Origin of the sequence: Vibrio sp. A8-1 (assembly GCF_013048685.1) — a bacterium.
Lineage (GTDB): Bacteria > Pseudomonadota > Gammaproteobacteria > Enterobacterales > Vibrionaceae > Vibrio > Vibrio metschnikovii.
The window spans coordinates 24566-45688 of sequence record NZ_VHTC01000015.1; the positions used below are offsets into that span (position 1 = coordinate 24566).

Annotated in this window: 20 protein-coding genes; 6 read left to right on the plus strand and 14 right to left on the minus strand. The window is 44.4% G+C overall.

The features are described from left to right. Positions 1-179: 179 nt before the first annotated feature. On the plus strand, positions 180-824 hold the full coding sequence (locus FKN93_RS09855) for a hemolysin III family protein (RefSeq protein WP_040905819.1): 645 nt from the start codon (positions 180-182) through the stop codon (positions 822-824). A gap of 28 nt (positions 825-852) precedes the next feature. Here the strand turns inward: FKN93_RS09855 and FKN93_RS09860 are convergent, their stop codons facing one another. From FKN93_RS09860 to def, 5 genes are all read right to left on the minus strand, one after another. Further along, positions 853-2298, minus strand: coding sequence for a TrkH family potassium uptake protein (locus tag FKN93_RS09860; RefSeq protein ID WP_158137563.1), 1446 nt, complete (start codon positions 2296-2298; stop codon positions 853-855). 33 nt (positions 2299-2331) lie between these two features. Continuing rightward, on the minus strand, positions 2332-3708 hold the full coding sequence (gene trkA, locus FKN93_RS09865) for a Trk system potassium transporter TrkA (RefSeq protein WP_004397573.1): 1377 nt from the start codon (positions 3706-3708) through the stop codon (positions 2332-2334). A 95-nt stretch (positions 3709-3803) separates the two neighbouring features. Next, complete coding sequence (rsmB, locus tag FKN93_RS09870) at positions 3804-5084, minus strand: 16S rRNA (cytosine(967)-C(5))-methyltransferase RsmB (RefSeq protein WP_170905016.1); 1281 nt, start codon at positions 5082-5084, stop codon at positions 3804-3806. 56 nt (positions 5085-5140) lie between these two features. Then, positions 5141-6088, minus strand: a complete 948-nt coding sequence (gene fmt / locus FKN93_RS09875) for a methionyl-tRNA formyltransferase (protein WP_170905017.1) — start codon at positions 6086-6088, stop codon at positions 5141-5143. 18 nt (positions 6089-6106) lie between these two features. Next, the gene (def, locus tag FKN93_RS09880; protein WP_004397567.1) at positions 6107-6619 is read right to left on the minus strand and encodes a peptide deformylase; all 513 of its coding nucleotides are present in this window, start codon (positions 6617-6619) and stop codon (positions 6107-6109) included. A gap of 139 nt (positions 6620-6758) precedes the next feature. On the opposite strand from def, the gene FKN93_RS09885 reads away from it, so the two are divergent. The 4 genes from FKN93_RS09885 to FKN93_RS09900 are packed head-to-tail and all read left to right on the plus strand — an operon-like array spanning position 6759 to position 10064. Continuing rightward, on the plus strand, positions 6759-7874 hold the full coding sequence (locus tag FKN93_RS09885) for a LysM peptidoglycan-binding domain-containing protein (protein ID WP_170905039.1): 1116 nt from the start codon (positions 6759-6761) through the stop codon (positions 7872-7874). 7 nt (positions 7875-7881) lie between these two features. Beyond that, on the plus strand, positions 7882-9012 hold the full coding sequence (gene dprA / locus FKN93_RS09890) for a DNA-processing protein DprA (RefSeq protein WP_170905018.1): 1131 nt from the start codon (positions 7882-7884) through the stop codon (positions 9010-9012). Then, on the plus strand, positions 9009-9485 hold the full coding sequence (locus tag FKN93_RS09895; protein WP_154169673.1) for a DUF494 family protein: 477 nt from the start codon (positions 9009-9011) through the stop codon (positions 9483-9485). The genes dprA and FKN93_RS09895 overlap by 4 nt, the downstream gene beginning before the upstream one ends. 6 nt (positions 9486-9491) lie before the next feature. Then, positions 9492-10064 carry a type I DNA topoisomerase gene (locus FKN93_RS09900; RefSeq protein WP_170905019.1) on the plus strand — a complete coding sequence of 191 codons (573 nt, stop codon included), beginning with the start codon at positions 9492-9494 and terminating at the stop codon, positions 10062-10064. 19 nt (positions 10065-10083) lie between these two features. Here FKN93_RS09900 and mioC read toward each other — a convergent pair whose 3' ends face one another. Further along, positions 10084-10524: an FMN-binding protein MioC gene (mioC, locus tag FKN93_RS09905; RefSeq protein WP_170905020.1), complete on the minus strand. Its 441-nt coding sequence runs from the start codon at positions 10522-10524 to the stop codon at positions 10084-10086. Positions 10525-10987: 463 nt separating this feature from the next. Next, a complete protein-coding gene (locus FKN93_RS09910) occupies positions 10988-11368 on the minus strand; it encodes a hypothetical protein (RefSeq protein WP_170905021.1) in 381 nt (126 codons plus the stop codon). A 103-nt stretch (positions 11369-11471) separates the two neighbouring features. On the opposite strand from FKN93_RS09910, the gene FKN93_RS09915 reads away from it, so the two are divergent. After that, a complete protein-coding gene (locus FKN93_RS09915; RefSeq protein WP_170905022.1) occupies positions 11472-11795 on the plus strand; it encodes a helix-turn-helix transcriptional regulator in 324 nt (107 codons plus the stop codon). A 138-nt stretch (positions 11796-11933) separates the two neighbouring features. Here the strand turns inward: FKN93_RS09915 and FKN93_RS09920 are convergent, their stop codons facing one another. The 7 genes from FKN93_RS09920 to FKN93_RS09950 all read right to left on the minus strand — a co-directional run bounded on the left by FKN93_RS09920 (position 11934) and on the right by FKN93_RS09950 (position 20997). Then, positions 11934-12632, minus strand: coding sequence for a hypothetical protein (locus tag FKN93_RS09920; RefSeq protein WP_170905023.1), 699 nt, complete (start codon positions 12630-12632; stop codon positions 11934-11936). Between the two features lie 107 nt (positions 12633-12739). Next, positions 12740-13249: a hypothetical protein gene (locus FKN93_RS09925; RefSeq protein WP_170905024.1), complete on the minus strand. Its 510-nt coding sequence runs from the start codon at positions 13247-13249 to the stop codon at positions 12740-12742. Beyond that, on the minus strand, positions 13246-13827 hold the full coding sequence (gene mobI, locus FKN93_RS09930) for a conjugative transfer protein MobI(A/C) (RefSeq protein ID WP_170905025.1): 582 nt from the start codon (positions 13825-13827) through the stop codon (positions 13246-13248). Before mobI ends, FKN93_RS09925 begins: the two co-directional genes overlap by 4 nt. A gap of 546 nt (positions 13828-14373) precedes the next feature. After that, positions 14374-15165 carry a retron system putative HNH endonuclease gene (locus FKN93_RS09935; RefSeq protein ID WP_170905026.1) on the minus strand — a complete coding sequence of 264 codons (792 nt, stop codon included), beginning with the start codon at positions 15163-15165 and terminating at the stop codon, positions 14374-14376. After that, the gene (locus tag FKN93_RS09940) at positions 15149-17689 is read right to left on the minus strand and encodes an N-6 DNA methylase (RefSeq protein ID WP_170905027.1); all 2541 of its coding nucleotides are present in this window, start codon (positions 17687-17689) and stop codon (positions 15149-15151) included. Before FKN93_RS09940 ends, FKN93_RS09935 begins: the two co-directional genes overlap by 17 nt. A gap of 308 nt (positions 17690-17997) precedes the next feature. Next, entirely contained in the window at positions 17998-20415 is a 2418-nt protein-coding gene (locus FKN93_RS09945; RefSeq protein ID WP_170905028.1) for an AAA family ATPase, read from the minus strand. 69 nt (positions 20416-20484) lie between these two features. Further along, positions 20485-20997 (minus strand): type II toxin-antitoxin system RelB/DinJ family antitoxin, encoded by a 513-nt coding sequence (locus tag FKN93_RS09950; protein ID WP_170905029.1) that lies wholly within the window; start codon positions 20995-20997, stop codon positions 20485-20487. Positions 20998-21123: the final 126 nt, after the last annotated feature.

Sequence of the window (21123 nt, forward strand, 5' to 3'; positions counted from 1 at the left end):
GTGCCAATCCAAATAATTATTTAGGGATGACGATATGTTTGCATATCAATAATAGATTAGCACCAACTCAACCATTGATCGATAGTTAACCAACATTTTTACTAACAAAAAACCAACTTACACGTGTACGCTTAATGTGCGATAATCGAATAATAAATACATTAATGGGTAAAGAGACCATGGCAACAGATACTTATCCTTATAAAGAAGAGATCGCCAACACCATCAGCCACGCGATTGGCCTATTGATGGGGATTATTGGTTTGATTCTATTGCTCAATAAGGCACTGGCTTATGAGGCCGATCCGCTAACCATTACCAGTATGGCTCTGTATGGTAGTAGCATGATTGTACTGTTTCTTGCCTCTACCTTGTACCATGCGGTTTCTGATCAAAAAATCAAACAGGGGTTGAAAGTTTTTGACCACTGCGCGATTTATCTGTTGATCGCTGGCAGTTATACACCTTTTTTATTGGTCAGCTTACGTACGCCTTTAGCGATAGGTTTAATGGTGATCATTTGGTCGATTGCGCTGGCGGGGATCATCATGAAAATCGCGTTCATGCAGCGCTTTAAACGCTTTTCGCTGTTTAGCTATTTGAGCATGGGCTGGTTATCGTTGATCGTGATTTATCAACTAACCGCTAATTTACCTTTAGGGGGCTTATTGCTGTTGGCATTAGGCGGATTGATTTATTCATTGGGCGTTATTTTTTATGTTGCTAAGCGCATCCCTTACCATCATGCGATTTGGCATGTGTTTGTTTTGGTCGGCTGCGCTTGCCACTTTTTAGCGATTTATTTTTATGTGCCAGCATCATAAACACACAGCGAAGGATAGACTCAACCCTCTACCGTCGCCAAAAAGCCGGAAAAAATAGCACTAAAATCGTCAATATTTCCAATCGCCCCATCAGCATACCAATACTGAGCAGCCACTTCGCCGCATCAGGTAACGGGGCAAAATTGCCACTTGGGCCAATCACATTGCCCATACCTGGACCCACATTCGCGACGGCCGTGATCGCTCCAGAAATACTGGTTACGGCATCCAACCCCATCGCCGATAACGCACCAGCAAGCAAAATAATGGTAATGAAAAATGCCAAACCAAAGGCGACGACGGAACGCACAATATCTTCATTAACCGGCCGTTGATTATAGCGCTGTACAAACACACCCGACGGATGAACCAGTTTCAACATTTGTTTATTGAGCAAGGCAAAGCCGATTTGAAAACGAAAGACTTTTATCCCCCCAGAGGTGGATCCGGAGCACGCCCCTGAGACCATCAAAAAAGCGAATAACGTCGCAGGGAAGGCCCCCCACGCAGTAAAATCATCCAGTCCAAATCCTGTGGTGGTCACTACCGAGACAATATTGAACATCGCCACGCGCAGTGCATCTAATAACGAGTAGCCATTATGTATGGTTAGCCATAGCGCAATCACTAAACTGGTGATCATAAATAATAGGAAAAAGCCGCGTACTTGGGCATCTTGAATGACCGTTTGTAGGCTACGCTTACGAAGGGCGGCAATAAATAATAAGAAAGGCAACCCACCCAAAAACATAAACACGATCGCGACCCAGTGAGCACCATGAGAGAAATGGTTCATTGAGCCATCAGAGGTTGAGTAACCTCCGGTCGATAAAGTCGTGAACGCATGATTAATAGCATCAAACCATCCCATGCCCGTCAATAAGTAACCGAGGATACACAGTCCGGTTAGCACCAAGTAAACGCCAACAATATTTTTCGCTACCGTTTTAGCGCGGGGACTGCTTTTATCGGACCAATCGGATGATTCGGTTTGGAACAAACGCATTCCGCCAACGTTAAGCATTGGCAATACTGCTACCGCCATGACGATAAAACCGACGCCGCCTAGCCATTGTAAAATGGAGCGCCAGAGTAGAATGCTCGGGGCCATAGAATCCAAGCCACTGAGCACCGTAGATCCCGTGGTAGTGAGACCTGACATGGTTTCAAAATAAGCGTCGGTAAAGCTGATGTGGTTGATGAACACAAACGGTAATGCCGCAAAGGCACTGGCAATCGTCCAAACCAAGCTGGTGATCAAAAACATATCTCGGGCATTCAGACGAAATACAGCGGAGCGGCCAATACTCAAACAAGCAAACGACGCAAGATGGGTGATCACTAGCGCTTGCGCAAAATCGATAAACCCTTCAGTGCCAGTAAAAAAAGCCACCAATGTCGGGACATACATAAATAGCGCTAGCTTTGACAGCACCAGCCCTACCACGAATAAAATCGGGCGTATATTCAACATAACGCCAAATACCTATAGTTACAGAAAGAATAGTTATAAAAAGAAGGGGCTTGGCTGGAATAAACTTTCCACGTCAGGCACGTATTTTTTATCGACCAAGAACATCACCACGTGATCATCTTGTTCAATCACGGTGCGATCATGGGCAATCAGCACTTCTTCACCACGGACGATCGCTCCAATGGTCGTTCCCGGTGGCAAGCGTATTTCTCCCACCGTGCGTCCGACCACTTTAGAAGTAGTTTCATCACCGTGAGCAATCGCTTCAATCGCTTCTGCTGCGCCGCGCCGTAACGAAGAGACGTTGACAATGTCGGCACGACGCACATGGGTCAATAACGCCGAGATGGTCGCTTGTTGAGGCGAGATCGCCACATCAATTACCCCACCTTGCACTAGATCGACGTAAGCACCACGCTGAATCAACACCATGACTTTTTTCGCGCCCATGCGTTTTGCTAGCATAGCGGACATAATATTGGTTTCATCTTCGTTGGTTAGGGCAATAAACACATCGACTTGATCGATATTTTCTTCCGACAATAGCTCTTGATCCGCCGCATCACCACAAAATACAATCGTGTTTTCGAGCTCTTCAGACAGTTGCTCCGCCCGTTGATAATTACGCTCGATAAGTTTCACGCTATAGGTATGTTCTAAACGTTTGGCTAGACTCGCGCCAATATTACCGCCACCAACAATCATGATCCGTCGATACGGTTTTTCTAACCGTTGTAGCTCACTCATGACTGCACGAATGTGGTTGCTCGCAGCGACGAAAAAAACTTCATCGTCAGCTTCAATGATCGTCGTACCTTGCGGTCGAATCGGTCTACCTTGTCTAAAAATCGCCGCCACACGAGTATCAATATGTGGCATATGCTCGCGTAATGCCGATAATGCATTGCCCACTAACGGGCCGCCATAATAGGCTTTTACCGCCACTAAGCTGACTTTTTCTTCGGCAAAACTGACTACCTGCAACGCACCGGGATACTGAACTAAACGCTCAATATAACTGGTTACCAGCTCTTCTGGAGCGATCAGATGATCAACAGGCACCGCGCCCGATTGAAACAGTGCCTCTTTTTCTAGTAGGTATTCTGGAGAACGAATCCGCGCCACTCGATTTGGGGTGTTAAATAAAGTAAACGCGACTTGGCAGGCAGCCATATTCGTTTCATCTGTATTGGTCACGGCCACTAACATATCGGCATCTTGTGCACCCGCTTCACGTAGCACACTCGGATGGCTAGCATGGCCATTAATCACTCGCAAATCGTATTTATCTTGTAATTCACGCAACCGTTCGGGATTACGGTCAACAACGGTAATATCATTATTTTCGCCGACCAAGTTTTCTGCTAGCGTGCCACCGACCTGCCCTGCACCAAGAATGATGATTTTCATACCCTACTCTCTTGTCTTCACGTAATCCAACGGATGATATTTTGAACTCTGATGGTTTTAATCAACGCTCAACAACCATGATCGTCTATCTATGACTAGGCTTGCTTGCGCAACACCGCATAGTAGAAGCCGTCCATGTCCTGCTCACCAGGCAAAATTTGTCTGCCCGGCTGCTCGGGATCAGAGTCGATCAGCTGTGCCTTAGGCGTTCGCGCCAAGAAAGCTTTGATTTGCTGGCTGTTTTCTTGCGGAGTAATTGAGCACGTTGCGTAGACTAAAGTGCCGCCGATTTTAAGTTGCTTCCACATCGCATCGAGAATTTCACTCTGTAGCTCAGCTAAAGCCTCAATATCACTGGCGCGGCGTAACCATTTAATATCCGGATGACGGCGAATCACTCCCGTTGCCGAACAAGGCGCATCGAGCAAGATACGATCAAACTGCTCACCTTGCCACCACTCTTCTGGGTAGCGTGCATCGCCGCAAATCACATCCGCGCGCAGTTGCAGACGTTCTAAATTATCGTAGACTCGCTCCAAACGTGCCGCATCGCTGTCGATCGCCACTACTTCAGTATCTTGAGTATGCTCTAAAATATGCGCTGTTTTTCCGCCCGGTGCCGCGCAGCAATCTAAAATCAGCTCACCATCTTGCGGTTGTAAATAATCTACCGCTAACTGAGCAGCGGCATCTTGCACTGACACCCAACCACGATCAAAACCGGGCAATAAAGTAACATCACACGGACTCGCGAGCTTAATCGCGTCTGCCGCCTGTGGATGTACGGTGTATTCGATCTGCTCATTATCGAGCAGCGCAAGGTATGCTTCACGGCTATGATGCTGGCGATTAACCCGCAGCCACATCGGTGCTTTACTATTGTTGGCTTCAATGATGGTTTGCCATTGCTGAGGATAAGCCTCTTGCAGCAGTTTCAATAACCAACTTGGGTGCGCATATAATCCTGCATTATGGCTAACAGCAAAAGTATCAAGGGCTTCTTGATCGCGTAAATAGCTGCGCAGTACGGCATTGATCAGACCACTTAAACTTGGACCACGCAAAGTTTTGGTGGCTTCCACCGTCTCCGCTACCGCGGCATGGGAAGGAATGCGCATAAAGCTCAACTGATACAAACCGACTAAGATCAGATGATGAAAGACGCGCTTTTTACCTTTTAATGGATTATCCATTAACTGGCCGGCTATCGACTCTAAGCGGGGTAAATAACGTAATGCCCCGTAGCAGATTTCTTGTAATAAAGCATGATCGCGGGGACGGATGGTTTTTTGCGCCGCAGGCAAAGCGTGTGACAGAGAGTGGCCTTTATCGACCACTTGGAATAAAACATTGGCCGCAGCTGCGCGAACATTCATGAGTAATACCACATTAAAAAGAAAATCAATTAGGGCATCTCTGCCCTCGTAAAGGTTTAGCTAAGTTGGGTGCCCACCGCAAACCAACTGGCGCGAGCATTAAGAATATCCTGTACTGGCATAGCTTTTTTACCCGGCACTTGGATTTGCTCTAGCACTAACACACCACGGCCTGTCGCCACATAAATGCCCGATTTATCCGCTTGAATAATGGTACCGGGGGCATGAGTAGACTCGCGCTCATCGACACGGCTTTGCCAGACTTTAATCGTATTATCAGCGACATCAAAATGACTGATCGGCCAAGGATTAAACGCTCGCACGCAGCGTTCAATAAACGCCGCCTCTTGTGTCCAATCGATTTTCGCTTCTTCTTTACTCAGCTTCTGGGCGTAATTTGCCAAAGCATCGTCTTGCTTTTCTGGGCTAAGTTGGCCTAAAGCTAATTTATCAAGGCAAGCAACCAAAGCCTGTGGGCCAAGCTCAGCTAATTTGTCATACATTGAAGCGCTGGTATCACTGGCTTCTATCGGTAAGCGAACGATACTCAGCATATCACCGGTATCTAAACCAACATCCATCTGCATGATGGTGACGCCAGTTTCACTGTCACCGGCCCAAATCGAGCGCTGAATCGGCGCTGCGCCACGCCAGCGAGGTAAAATTGAGCCATGAACATTAATACAACCCAATTTAGGGATATCAAGCACAGCTTTCGGTAATAACAAACTGTAAGCCACCACTACCATCACATCGGCATTAAGATCAGCCAAGGTCTGTTTTGCTTCGTCGCTTTTGAAATTCTCTGGCTGATACACAGGGATTTTTTGCTCAAGCGCCATCTGTTTAACTGGGCTGGCGGTGAGTTTTTTACCGCGTCCGGCAGGTCGATCGGGCGGAGTATAAACCGCGATAACCTCATGCTCCGAAGACAACAACGCCGCCAAGTGACGGGCGGCGAAATCCGGAGTTCCTGCAAACACAATACGTAATGATTGGTTCACGCTGACCTCTCTATTGCATTAATTTCGTTTCTCGTTGAAACGCTTAATCTTTTCTAACTTCTCTTTGATACGCTTACGCTTTAATGGCGATAAGTAATCAACAAATAGCTTACCTTCTAAGTGGTCCAGCTCATGCTGAACGCAGATAGCCAATAAATCATCAGCCTCAAAGGTATACTCTTCGCCATCGCGATTAAGCGCTTTTACAGTCACCTCAGCAGCACGAGGCACTAAAGCTCGCGATCCAGGTACCGATAAACAACCTTCTTCGATACCATCTTCACCGCGCTTTTCAATAATTTGCGGGTTAATTAGCACCATGGGTTGATCTCGGCTATCCGAAACATCAATCACCACAATACGTTGATGAATATCGACTTGAGTCGCAGCAAGCCCGATACCCTCTTCGTCGTACATGGTTTCTAGCATGTCATCAACGATTTTTTGGATCTCTGGCGTGACCTTTTCAACCGGCTTGGCAACGGTGCGAAGACGATCATCAGGGAATGTTAATACTTGTAATACAGACATATACACTCGAAAAATTGAACTGTGCCGAAACAGCTTAACGCTGGTTGGGTCAATTCTAGACATTTTATGACCTAAATGACAGCATCCTGCCATATTTCTCACAAACCTTTTCTCATTCATCCAGCAAGGAAGTCAGGTGATGACCGTATTAATGACTCGATATCGCTCTCTGTGGCTACGGTTTAGCGCACTAGGTTTAGCCGCTCTCTGCTTATCCATCAATGCATTAGCCTCTCCGGCTCCGTTAAGCATCAAAGACTCAGCACCACGGACTTATACGGTAGTTAAAGGCGATACACTGTGGGGTATTTCTGCCCTGTATTTAGATAACCCTTGGTTATGGCCACGTCTGTGGCAAGCAAATCCTGAGATAAGTAATCCGCATTTAATTTATCCTGGCGATCAACTGACGTTAATCTGGCGCGACGGTCAACCGACATTAAGCCTTAAACCGATGATCAAACTCAGCCCACAAGCACGAGTACTCAAAAAACCGCCCCTCACAACGGTCGAAGAAGCGTTACTGCTGCCTTACTTACTGGCTGATAGACTGATTCTCTCCCAAGAGTTGAACGACCAGTTACGCATTCTTGGCTCAAATCAAGGCAAGCAATACCTGAGTCAACCGGATGCGCTATACCTTGAAGGTCAACATGAGGCGCAACATTGGGGTATCTATCGTCCCATGAACGAGTTTCAACGTGCCAACCACTCTATGCGAGCTCTACGTCGCTTGGCGACCGCACATCTGGTTGAAAGTACCCCCTCAATGACAACCTTAGCCATTGATGAGCTCAATCAAGAGATCCGTGCAAACGATATCGCTTTGCCAGAAATCAGCTTGGAATCATTACCATTAAGTACAACTTTTTTCCCTCGCCCAGCACCACATAATGCGCGCCCTAGGCTACTCGGCACGTTGGAAGGCAGTCAATACGCAGCGAAGCACCATGTGGTGGTTATCGACCATGGGCGAGAAGAGGGCCTAGAACAAGGCAGCATGTTTGAACTTTATCAAGCCGGCCAAACGGTTTACCAAAAGGGGGAGCAATATACCGACAAAGCACAGCGCGCCAGCCAAGTCATTACGTTACCAGCGAAAAAAGTCGGTACTCTCATGGTCATTCGTCCTTATCCCACCATGAGTCTAGCGCTGATCACCAGTAGCCAAGCCGCGATTGATAATCAGATAGTGATCCTACCTCCCGAGGTATCGGATAGCGCGACATCGACGTTCAGCTCACTTCACCCATAGCACAGTGATGCCAACCGACCAACACGATTTAACCATCTGGCTCGCACTCAGTTTTACGCCTAAGTTAACCCAAAAAAACTTAAGCCGATTACTGAGTCGTGATGCATTGACTAACCTTGCGGGTTACACCGCCCAACAATGGCTGGCTCTGGGATTAACCGCTCAACAAGTGGATTATCTGCTTAACCAAAGTAAGAAGGACGTTGAACAGTGTTTAATCTGGCAGCAACAAGCCACACAGCGTCATATCATCCCTCTCTATGATGAGGTCAATTATCCTCCGTTATTACGTGAAATTCCCTCGCCCCCCAAAGTACTGTTTGTTGAAGGACAACGGCACTGGTTAAAACAACCTCAAATCGCTATTGTCGGCAGTCGTAATGCGACGATTGATAATCAACATATCGCTCAACAATTTGCTGGTGAATTAGCCGCGCACAATATAGTGATCACCAGTGGACTGGCTTTAGGTATTGATGGTTATGCGCATGATGGAGCGCTGAAAGCTGGGGGAGCAACCCTCGCAGTATTAGGCTCTGGACTGAATTGTATTTATCCCACACGGCATAAAACGCTTGCGGAGCGGATCAAAGATAATGGCGCATTAATTTCTGAGTTTCGTCCTAATACACCACCGCGTGCCGAACATTTTCCACGACGCAATCGCATTATCAGTGGCTTATCTCTTGGGGTGTTGGTTGTAGAAGCCGCTGAAAAAAGCGGCTCATTAATCACCGCCCGCTATGCAATAGAACAAGGACGAGACGTTTTTGTGATTCCCGGCCCGATCACGAGTACCAATAGCCAAGGCAGTAATCAGTTGATCCGTCAAGGTGCCTGTCTCGTACAGACTGTTGAGGATATTTTGGCAGAAGTAGAAAACCTGCTCAATTGGTGCAAAGATTCACCCTCTAGCACACAAGGTGAACTTTTTTGTTGCCCAAATGATGAAGAACAATTGCCATTTCCCGAGCTGTTAGCTAACGTAGGAGTAGAAGCGACACCAGTTGATATTCTGGCACAACGGACCCATATCCCCGTGCAAGAAGTCATGATGCAGCTACTAGAGTTAGAGCTTTTAGGCCATGTTGTTGCCGTTTCCGGTGGCTATATTCGTAAGGGGAGAGGCAAGCTATGATGATGGATATTTTGATGTATCTATTTGAGACGTATATCCATAGCGATGCTGAATTGCAGGTGGATCAAGACGAGCTCGAAGATGAATTGTTAAGAGCAGGCTTTCATCAACCAGATATTTACAAAGCACTACATTGGCTCGAAGAGCTGGCAGCGTTGCAACAAACCGATACTCACTCTGCCATCGCCACCAGCGCAACTACGTCGATGCGAATGTTTACCGCCCAAGAAATGGAACGTTTGGACATTGAAGCACGTGGATTCTTACTGTTTTTAGAGCAAATAAAAGTATTAACCTCTGATACCAGAGAAATGGTTATTGATCGAGTCATGGGCTTAGAAACCAACGAATTCGAACTCGATGACCTAAAATGGATCATTTTAATGGTGCTGTTTAATGTTCCTGGCAATGAAAATGCCTACACTTTGATGGAAGAGCTACTGTACAGCAAAGAACAAGGTATTTTACATTAAGCCACCATGAGCAATTCGATCGATCCATCGCTATTTTCGGCTCATGAACAAGCCCTTAACCATCAACCATGCCCCAAGTGTGGCGGAGCCCTACAGCTTCGCCGCGCTAAACTTGGCCCATTCTTAGGCTGTGAGCACTACCCCCAGTGTGACTATATCAAACCCTTGCATCACAACGATGGACACATTGTCAAACCACTCGGTGTCGCTTGCCCAGAGTGTCAACATGAACTGGTGCTACGCCAAGGACGCTACGGCATGTTTATCGGTTGCAGTAACTATCCAATCTGTCACCATATCGAGTCACCAACCGCAAACACACCAAAAAAAAACCATACGAGTCACTTGGTTTGTCCAGAATGTCGCCAAGGCCATCTGATCGAACGTCAATCTCGGTTTGGCAAAGCCTTTTATGCCTGTGATGCCTTCCCAAAATGCAAATTTGCCGTCAATCAACCACCATTAGCAGGACAATGCCAAGTTTGTGGCTTTCAATTACTGGTAGAGAAAAAATTTGCCAGCGGCACTAAACACTTATGCGCAAATCGTAAATGCGCGCACGTTCAATCCGCCGACTAACTTACTTTACAGGTTCAGGTTACTGCGCCACACGCTGAATAAATTCACTTAACCACTCTTCAACTGCATCTTCAGGTACAGGATGGTGCTGAATATCAATCGTTAAACAATCTGCAATCGGTGTTGCGCCAATGTCTTCCAATAAATCATCAGCGTGTTTTCCCGCCGCACAAAAGGTGTCATAACTTGAATCACCAATCGCAACCACCGCGTAAGACAACTGCTGAGTATTCGGTGGCATTTGCTGAAGATCATTAATAAAAGGCTGAATATTATCAGGATAATCTCCAGCACCATGAGTTGAGGTCACAATAAGCCATGTACCTTGCGCTGGAATATCCGTCAATACGGGCTGGTTATGAATCTGAGTATCAAGCCCCGCTTGCTGCAATACGTCACTAATGTGATCGCCTACGTACTCAGCCCCGCCCAAGGTACTTCCGGTAATAATATGAATCATGTGCATTACTCGATTAACTGATATAAAAAAATGACGTTATTTACCTTAATAGATGAGCTGAATTAAGGCGAATCCCCTACAGATTATGATGGCCGACAACAACTGACTAATCTATTTGCCGATACAGAAAGTGAAGTTTCCCATAATAGCTGGCCTCGCGCGACGTCTTGGGGACCGATTGGGGACCAAATTACAATTTATGGTCAAATTCTTACTTCCCAAGATGACTTCCATCATAGATCAATATGGGAAAAGTGGGAATGGTGGGAAATGGCTTTCCAACTGACAATCTATAGTAAGCAAATCCTGTCCAGAAGAGTAGAGCGAGAATACGAACCCTGTGAATAAGCAGAAGATATCTTTTGATCCAACAAGTGATAGAGAAGGTGATCAACAAAAGTTGCCAAACAGGATCATCAAGAGTCTCAGTAGGTTGATCACAACTCGTTTGATCTCGTCCATATCAATCATTCTTCCAGAAATAACCATTACCAGCTATATCAAAATGCTTATCCTTCATTGGGAGTCCGGTGCTTGGGTTGATGATTGTGCGTTTTGTCTTCGTTGGCTGTGTCATCGGTAGTTCGTACTGACGGTGCAAACTCCAAACGTGCTTAGCAAAATAAGTTAGCGCAGTAGCTATGCCAAGAAGCCAATGAAAGTAGATAAGTACCAACCAAAATAGCACCGCAGCCAAGCGTTTTTTGTGAAAAAAGTTCAGCGGAGTTTGAAACCAGACAACAAGTGGGATGGCCGTTAGCACCAATCCCCATGACTGGTATGTTGCGATTAAACAGCCAAGGGAAAATAAACAAAAGAGCGCAAAATTTATCAATGTCTTCATGCCGTTCTCTCCGCTAACCAAATTTATACTTAGTTATCCTAAGTATACAGATATAATAAAAACTTAGAAAATCTAAGCACCAAAGGTTGATGATGATTCTCACTTGTCTAGAACAAACGTATTCCCGCAGCGCCTTAAACAGGCTAGAAATCGAGTTGGCATCAGCCAAAGAGAGCTCGGTATCCGTTTGGGTATGGACCCAAGTTCTGCGAGTGGCCGAATGAATCATTATGAAAAAGGGCGTCATATGCCCGATATCGGTACGCTACAAAAGCTTGCTCAGGAGCTTGGTGTGCCTGTTGCGTTTTTCTTTTCAGATTCCGACAGCTCAGCAGAACTGGCATGTTTGATTGAAAAGCTCAGTGAAACTAAAAAGCAGGCGCTTATTGAGCAGATCAGGCAGGAACTCGATAACATCGACCAGTAATAAAGCTATCGCTCTCGTCCTGAATACCAAAATACCCCACCGACTGCGGCGACTGTCAGTAATAAACCCCCCAGCCAAAACCAAAGTTCCATATTCATCTCCTGTAAGTATCTTCTATCTTTGTTTAGCTTAGCTTTCCTAAGCATGAATTTCATTGAAAGCATGCGTTACTTGAGAAAAAACCGTCACAACCAACTTGTGTTCCGCTAAGGATGCAATTTGAAAGTAAATATTGCCTGTAGGGTTGGCCCAAATCTCATGTTGCTCGCTTCCGTAACGGAGTAGCTTTTGAAAGCGTGTTCTTGATGACAAAGTCAGTCTTTCTAGATTTGGGTGGGAGAGTTGCTTCTGTAAGCTGTGCCATGGATTGCGAATATCACCTTGCCTGTGCCTTTGTTGGTAGCGTTGCATTGCATGGTTGCTGATGGCGATGGTGCCAAGTTTTGCAACCTCAAACGTCGGATAGGGTGAAGCATAAGGCGTAATAATGTCTTTTGTTTCTGGATGAGTGATATCAACAATCTCGTCAGAATAAAGTTTGATACCGGATAGACGGTTGGACAGAAACAGTGCGGCAGTTTTGAGAGCTTCATTCTTGGCCGCTAAAATGGTTTCTTTGGTTAGGCTGAGTGCGAGACCTTTACCGCTGTTTGGTACGCGCCCGAATACCTGTTTGTCGAGTAGTAAGAACCTTGCCGCCGTTAACTCTGCGATAGCGCACCGGAACTCACTTTGAGCAATTTGAACCGTAACGATACCGTGATTGTTCAACCCCGTGAACCACGCGACTTCGACGCTTTCAGCATTGATGTTTTCAACCTGAACTTTCAATCTCATCACAGCATTTTCTCCTCACTTTACTACCAGCGTATCATCGATTTTGAAAATGCAAACTGTGGGGAGAAGCTTCATTTCACTGCATGAAGCTTCCTGATTGGATAGAACTAAATTTGCAGTTTTTTTATCGCTCGCATCGTTTTTCTCACCTGGCTAGACAGCTCTCTTATTGGATTCACACGCTGTTCCAGCCGGTTGATCTGGTCTAGCAAATGAAGATAGAGAGGGATTTCCCAATCCATTGCATGTGAAAAACGGCGTAACACCCCATTTGAAACTTCTTGGGTTTCAAGCTCAGGATACCAACCTACACGAGCGATCACGCGGTGCCACTTGATTTTAGGTAAGCGCTGTTCACTCGTAACAATGAACTCATAGCGAAATGGGTACTCTACGTTGTACTCTTTTGACAAGGCTTTCTTTAGTTTATCCATTTGTTTCTTCAGTTCTTTTGCTGCTGCCATCAAGTGCTTTGACTCTGTCGCAACGAAATTAGATAAACCATCGATTCTTTCTGGCAAAGGAACTGCCTCAGGCAGCTTCAACTTGAGATTACTTAACTCAATTTCCTTGCTTAGTTGTACGATCCCGACATTGGGTGTGGTTTTCTTCGTCATAGTGCTTCTCCATTTTGGGATTTTTGAAAGTGCTCACGAAGCTTGTTAAGCCGTTTTGTACAGATTTGTGCTTTTTGTTTGATGGTGAGGATTTCATGCCGCACTTCGCGGATCAGTGCGAAGGCATCTTCTGTGTACTCAATAAGATCGGATTCCCATTCCGAGTTTGCTTTTGAAAAGCGACCCGGTGGGTAACGAAAGCCTTTGCCTTTGGCTAAATGCTTTGATCGAACACGCTGTTCTTTGTTGTTTCGCTGTGACATTTGGTTGGCACTGAGATACCAGTTGTAGTACCAAGCCGCTTCAAAGCGATGGTTGCGAACCCGAACACGGCAGCCGTAGCGGCCAGGTGAGGTTTCCTTATGTGTTCGATGGATTCGCCAAAATTGGTTAGCGTAGCAACTGGCTAAAAACTCAAGCAGATAGGGCTCTTGCATTGCAAAGTTCTCGATATCATTAAGAGCTTTTAGCGATTGTGATAGCGCGAGTTCAAAGCACTCTTGTTCACTTTCGGGATGTCGCTGCTGGGCTCGTTGATGCCATTGATAGGCGGCGGAATGTTCATTTAATACAGTCATATTGGCTCCTTGTTTGTTTTGCTTAAGGTAGCGCAAACGTACGGTTACCTACGCATCTGTAATTGCCCTTTTTGAGCGCATAATTTTCCTCTAGTCCCATCGCTGATTGGTAGTCATGGCAGCGATTCCTCTCCTAGGACCTATCCCTGTACTTTCCAGATATCTATCCTTGTGGGACGTTGCTACGGATTATTTTCTTTGCTTTATTGTTTTGGCGGGGATGTAGGGATTTATAGTCCAATCATTGTGGGACCTGGGCGTCGATTATTTTTTTGATGGGATTGCGACGGTAAATTTCTAGATTATTGTGGGATTTGGTCAGTTTGAAGCGCTTGAGGGCTGATGCACTTTCACATGTGAAAGCCCATGGGGCAGCACGCGGTGGGCTGTGAGCAAGAGCGCTTTTGGGTTGCTTTTCGGTTGGTGGGTTTGATACTCGCGTTGGCACTTAAATCCAAAAGCAATCAAAATAATGACTTGTGATGAACTATGTGACTCTAACGAGGTGGTTTGTCTAATGGTTGAAACTAAACAGATCAATGTTATTTAAAGTGGATGAACTAAAGTGTGTTCAGCTTGCTTCCCTAAGTAAAAGCGTATTGCACTAAAAAACGATGGCCAGTCTCCTGCTCGATTTTTCCTAAGTATAGATGTGGCTAATGAACTACGAGCCTGTTCTATCGTTAGCCCACGTCCCACTCTTTCTGTGATTCGACTATTGAGGTCTTCAAGAATCATTTTTCGAGCCCGCATTAAGCGTGGAGAATTTAAATTTAGTTCTTTAATTGTGTGGCGCGCCATTTCAGCGTCTAACCCCTGAACTTCACAAGCTCTCTCATTTACATCCATTTGGCCCGTAGTTCGAGAAAACTTCCAAATGTTGTGGTGAGGTAAATTTAGTGGATTGAAGATAATCGTATCCAGAATTTTGTCATCTTTTGGTACATCACAAGAATAGTTTTTCCGATCAGTATCGAACCTCTGCTCAGGCTCAACAACTTTGCTTTGATTTCCACCACAGCAAACAACTAGTAAGTTAGCCCAATCTAACCCCCAGTTACGTTCTCCCTGCTCGCGTTTCGATTTTGGGTGAAAATGCTCGATGCGGCAGTCATCTAGAGCTCCGCTTGTTCCTGACAATAAATCCTGTTCACAATATGCACATAAATTGCCTTGGTCCGTCCGTAGTTGTTGCTGTGTTTCCTGATATCTTGCACCGCAACAGCGGAAAGTTTCGCCAATTAATTCATTGTCTTTTTTATCCCACAAAGCGTCAGGGTTTGCTGCTCTGAATACACCCAGTCGGTTTGGTTCCACTCCTTTATTGATGGTTTTCATTGTCTCGCTCAAACTCACGAATACGAATATCAGTTTCTAATTTTTGAAGTTCAGCTTCTGTCTGCCCACCCCATCGATATAGAACAGTTTTAAGCTCTAACGCTTCATCTGTATCCCATTGGTCAGCTTCTACCAATTCCGTATAACGATTTAGCTTTTTGACAATATCAATGTGTTGAGGTCGAATATTGCCTCCCAAGACGTCTTCCAACATTCTTGTACTTTCAGAGCCATAAGTACTAGTTCCTGTTAATAGTTTTGCTTCACTTTCATCGGCAGAAATAATTCGGATTGATTCTGCATGAACAGTGGTAAGTACTTGAGGACTATGCGTAGTAACAATAAATTGGACGTTCTTAAACAAGCTTGTAAGATCATTTAGAACTTTCTGCTGCCATCTTGGGTGTAGGTGAAGCTCAATTTCATCGATTAGAACAATCCCATTCACTGCTAGTGGGTTATTACTGGCAGGGTTAAGTAAATAGGCACGTCTTACTAAGTCGATTGTTAAAGCGACCATATTTCTATAGCCTTCGCTTAGCTGCTCTAAGGTAAGCTGTACACACTCATCCTTCTCATTTTTCCAATGCACCACAACATCATTGCTGTTTTTATCAAATTCTATGCTCGTTGCTCGCTCTACAATCTGATAAACAGCTTCAGAGACAAGTCTCTTTGCCGGGTGGATAAACTTGTGTTGTTTTAGCTCATCACGCTTTCGAAGCTCATCTACTTCAATTTTCGAGAACCAGTTTTTTATAATGCCGTAGTTCACCTTAGCATCTAGAGCAGAGTCATAACCTTCGCCACGAATATCTTTTTCGAAGGGGTTTATTGCTACTTTAGAACTTGTTGGGGTGAGGGCACGACTTGTTCCATAGTAGGCGATCAATGGAAATTCAGATTGGCTATCAACTAACTGACTGGCATAGCCAGTTAATGCTGCGGTTCCTATCTTCGGAGGCTCTGAAGTCCCCGCACCTTTAGCTACAAGGTCCCAACTCAAACTTGATGTTGTCTCAATCGCTATACGAGCATGGCTCGCAACCCCGTTTGAACTAACATGAATATCCGATTTTTTTATCAGCTTTCCCTTTGCATCAGGCATAGCGGTAAGAAAAGGACCAAGACCACAAGCCACCGCTTCTAAAATTGAAGTTTTACCGGCACCATTTTCACCAACCAAGACATTCAGAGAAGAATGCATTGGCACTTTAAAATCCGTGTATCCCCTAAAGTTGCTTACAGAAACTTCACTAACTTTGAGGTCTTTGCGTACGTAAAGAGAAGGATCTAAGTTAAATTGTCTTTCTGCTATCTGCCGAGGGGGCAAGCTAACACTAAATCGGCCCTCATTGTCACAAGCCTCAACAATCGCATTTATATTGTCGTGTGAGAGAACATTTCGACCTCGAGCTGGTTCATAAAACAACGAAGCATCGACAAATTTGACGCTTCTATTGTTTTTATTCTCTAACCCTGAATTGAGAACAATAAGCACTGTCGGAATTGACGTCGAGTAATGGATGTTTTTAGGTAATAAAATGACCTGTTCGATAACTCCTTGAGACACTAAATACTCGCGAACTTTGGCTTCAGAGCCTGTTCTCGTTAAGGCCCCTAGAGACATACCAACTAACAACTTACCTCTCTCAGTAAGAGCTGACAGCATTGATAGCGTTATAAACCAATCACTTCTACTTTCAGGCAGAATGCTGGCTACGTCTAGCCACTTATTACCCATTGAATAGTAAATATCTTCCCGAGATGATTTGGGGATTTTCATTCCAAAAGGTGGAAAGGAAACAATTAGGTCGTATTCATTTTTCTGATAGATGGGATTCGATAAGGAGTCTCCAAAAAAGTCTCTACCTTTTATCCCCCTGATTACTCGGCTTATTATTAGTTGAAAATAAGCGTCCTTGTTGACTTCTTGAGTATCTATATAAACTCTTTCTTTGCTTACATTGGAAAAAGAAAATGCTGTGTTTCCAGCCCCTGCAAATGGGTCGCACACTGACTTTGGTTGATAGCGCAAACCTAGCGCTGTGACCAAGTGGTTTACATCTTTGGGAGTGTAAAATTCCCCCCCTGATTTGCCTTCATTCTCAGCAAAGAGCAAATTTAATTCAGATAGAGAAAGTGACGCTATGGAAGCGCTTCTATTTAATAGCCCATCTCTGATTGCATTACGAACAAAAGACTCATTAATGTTGTCGAATGAACGAAATGTATTTTCTAAGTAATCACACAGAAAATTGGACACATCGCGATGAATTAATCCTAGATGAACAGCATGCTCAACCAACTCATAAGAGTAACGAGCAATAACATTAAAAGAATCGAACCTTGGTGCCTCAAAATGCTGACCGGTATTGGATTGGAGATAACGTATAAAGAAAATTGAATAGGCTAATGAACGATAGTTCGATATAGGAGATGCCCCTCGAACATAATCAAGTATCTTCCATATTTCTCTTGCCTGAGATCTAGCCAGTTTCAGGTCTTCATCGCGATAGGTCATTTCTTATCTCATTACTTAACGTTTTACGTATAGAGCCCTTAGTTACCCAAGCGTTCTCTATTCATTCATGCTGCTATTTTGCTTCATCATGTCAAAAATCAGCTCAACATAACTTGCTATTACCTGTGAGGCGCTATATCGCCCTTTTGACAACCGCAAGGTGTCTGATTCAAAGCGGCACTCTACACGGGTTTGACTGTCAGCACTTGTAAAGAGAACAAGCTCCCCTTGAGAGGCTGTGGGCTGTTATCTGCCATAAGTTCAGCCTCGTACGTTACTAGTTATGAATACTGAGTCAGTACCCCAGATCATACAGTTTCCACCTCAACTGCCTCACCAACGCTTTTCATCAATGAAGTAAATTGGTCGCTATCTTGCTTGAGTCGTTCAATGATTTGTCTGGCGGCTGTTTGCATTTCTGGTACATCTATAGGTATCGAACCACTTTCGAAGCACCCCTTTAAATGTGAAAATTCGTTATTGATTCTATCTACTAACACCGCTGGGATTTTTTCATCACCAAAAAACAGCTTTAACTTATCTTCATCAGATGTTTGATCAGGGTACTTATAGTAAAGATAAATCTCGAAAAATTTTCGCGCATTATTCGCAAAGTTATAAAACGAGTTGAAGTTTGCATCATCAACACTTTCGACATTGGCGCACTTGTAGATTTGATGAAAAAGATAATTGAACTCTGTGATGTATTTTTTTAGGTAATCAGGCATAGACTGAATTGTAGAAAATTTACCTTGCCTAATCACAACAAAGAAATCTTTCTGGTAGCTTTTTAACTTTCCAGAGCCTGCTGGATCGATATACTTGCCATTCAGCATTCTCAGATACTTCAAAAAATCAAGGTTGTGTGTTGAAACAAACAGTTGTGCAAATTTGCCCTTTTCGACCACTTCCGCATTCAACAAGCTATAAATAAAGAAAATATGGTTGCCATCGAGCGACGAGATAGGATCATCAATCCAAATAATGGGTTTTGAGTCTTTGGTTGCGACATCATCTAACTTGGCCAAAAAGTAGCAAAATGCCAGCAAGCTGCATTCCCCTTCACTAAGATGATAAGCTTTTTTACCATCACGGATCACTTCAAACCGAATACGTTTTGCCTCTTGCGTTAGCCCTTCATCCTTTTTAGCCTCCAACGTCAAAAACTGATGCCCGAAAAAATTATTCAGATATTCATTTACCTTTTTAGCCCCTTTTTCTTCGTCATTCAGTTCACGTTTCTTAGCCGTAACCTGTGCTTGTTTTTCGGTAATATTCGCATTGATAGTCTCCTGTGCTTGTTGAGCCTCGTATCTTTTTTGCCGTAAGGTTTCAATTGAATTGAGCTGTGTTTGGTAATCAATCGTAAGCAAGTACTCAGCGACCTCTTTCAATCGCAAGTCGGCTTTGGCCTTGGTTTGTTCGCCAGCTAATGAGCTGCTAAATAACTCTGATTGAGCGCAAAGGTCACTATATTCCTGCCAGATTTGCGTTAGTTTCGCGGTACCATCAGCGGGGCTCTCAAAGTCTTTAACGTTTAAAATATCACCTTTTCGCGCCTTCAGTTGCTTGGTTAGATTACCTAAAGCAAGCTGATAGTCTTTGGTTGCAGCTTTTAACCTTAAATTTAAGGCAGTTAGTTGTGAGTGAAACTTGGAATAAAAAGCAGATTGATCTATGGTGAGTGCGGATTGAATTGTTTGGTTTTCGGTTTCTATCTTAGCAAGTAACGCATCAATCGACTTTTCTAATTGCTCAGATTCTTCATCAAAGTGCTTTTCAAGCTCTGCCCACCGCTCAGTCGAAATTTCATTGTCACAAAATGCGCATTTTTCATGCTTATTTCGATGATGAGAACGACCTTCATTGACCCAGCGGTTAAGTACAGCATCTTTTACTAACGCCTGAATTTTATCAGACTCACTGATGGGCTTGGTTATCAACGTTTCAACTTGTAGTGCCAAGCTTAAAAAACTTAGCTGAGGTGAAGAAAATTTAGGTATTGCAGGCAAAACCTTTTCATCAATCAGCTTTTCGTGCTCGCTCACTTGCTCTGATGTTAACGGCTGAAAATCAGGGCTACTAACAGTTGTGATATCGGCCTTTAATTTGGTAATGGTGTAGTTTTGGTCACCAAAACGCTCAGGCTTGTATTTAATGCCGATGTCTTTATTAGTCGCTTTATCACCCAGTTGTTTTTCTAGACTTTCATTCGATTGTTTATGAGAGGCAAAGGCCTCGCTGTATGCAACTGCAGCCTGCTTTTTGCCGGCAAACAAACCGGTTTCTTGCCCTTCAATACTAGAACCGAGCTCTTCCTCAAGAGCTTCAATCTCTTTTTCGATCTTATTATTGTCATCGCCTAAAATGGCAAATGGCTCAATGCTGTCGTCAGGATTAGTGATAAATCGAAGGTTATCTCTAATAAAGTCTTCATTGAAAACACGAATGTTCTTGTCGTGGGTGGTTAAGGCCGCGAGTGTTACATCTGAGTTGTCAGTAAAATTTAGCTGGAACGATGGCGATCCATATTTTTCAGATAAATAGCCAGTCTCTAGGGCACGCGCAATACGTGATAGTGTGGTTTTACCGGAGTAGTTGCGACCATAGATGATGTTGATATCAACAAAGTTCTGAACAGCACCACCTTTGTTTTTAACTTCACTATCCCAACTGAAGTCTTTGAAGACACCAAGCTTCTTAATGTGTTGTATTTTCTTAAGCATTATCGCTCTCCTTATTGTGCTAGGTGGCCCATCTTTAATTTGGTGCTTGGTTGTTATTTTGATGAGTTATTACGCTCCATTGCTAAAAATGGCTTGCCAACGACAAAACGCATTGCGGTGCCTGTCTGTCCATTGGGTGCAAATCACGTAGGTTTTTCCATCTCGCTGGGCCACTTTAGTGGTGGAGTAGCGGTTTCGCTCTTTGGCATCTTTTGCTGCACTGCGAATGTCTTCTGGCCGTGGTGATTTAGCCAGTTTTAGCACCGGGAATGACAACCCGAAGGTGTTGCGACAATAGGTTAGCTGCGTGAGGTTTTCTATTTCACTCAGTGGTAGAGCGTGTTCAACCAAGCCTTGGATAGCTTCGGTTATTTCGGCATTGCTGATTTTGTTTTGTGTTTGGCTGTGTAAGGATCCTTGTGCCTCAGCTTCATTTTCAAGGGCAACCGAAAACGGAAAGCCTTTGGCTTGAACGGACTTTGCTAAAAACACGTTGATGGCCTGTTCAATCGGTAAACCTAACTCAGCAAAGATACTCGTCGCTTTTTCAAGTAGTTGAGGGTCTATCTTGGTTGATTTCATGTGGCTTACAAACCTACAAATTGTAATTTTTGTATCTTAGCGGGTTTTATGTGTAGTGGTGAGTACTTGGGTCAAAAAAGCGAGAAGAAATTGGCGTAGTGATTGCTTGGGATGAGAGAGGTGTAC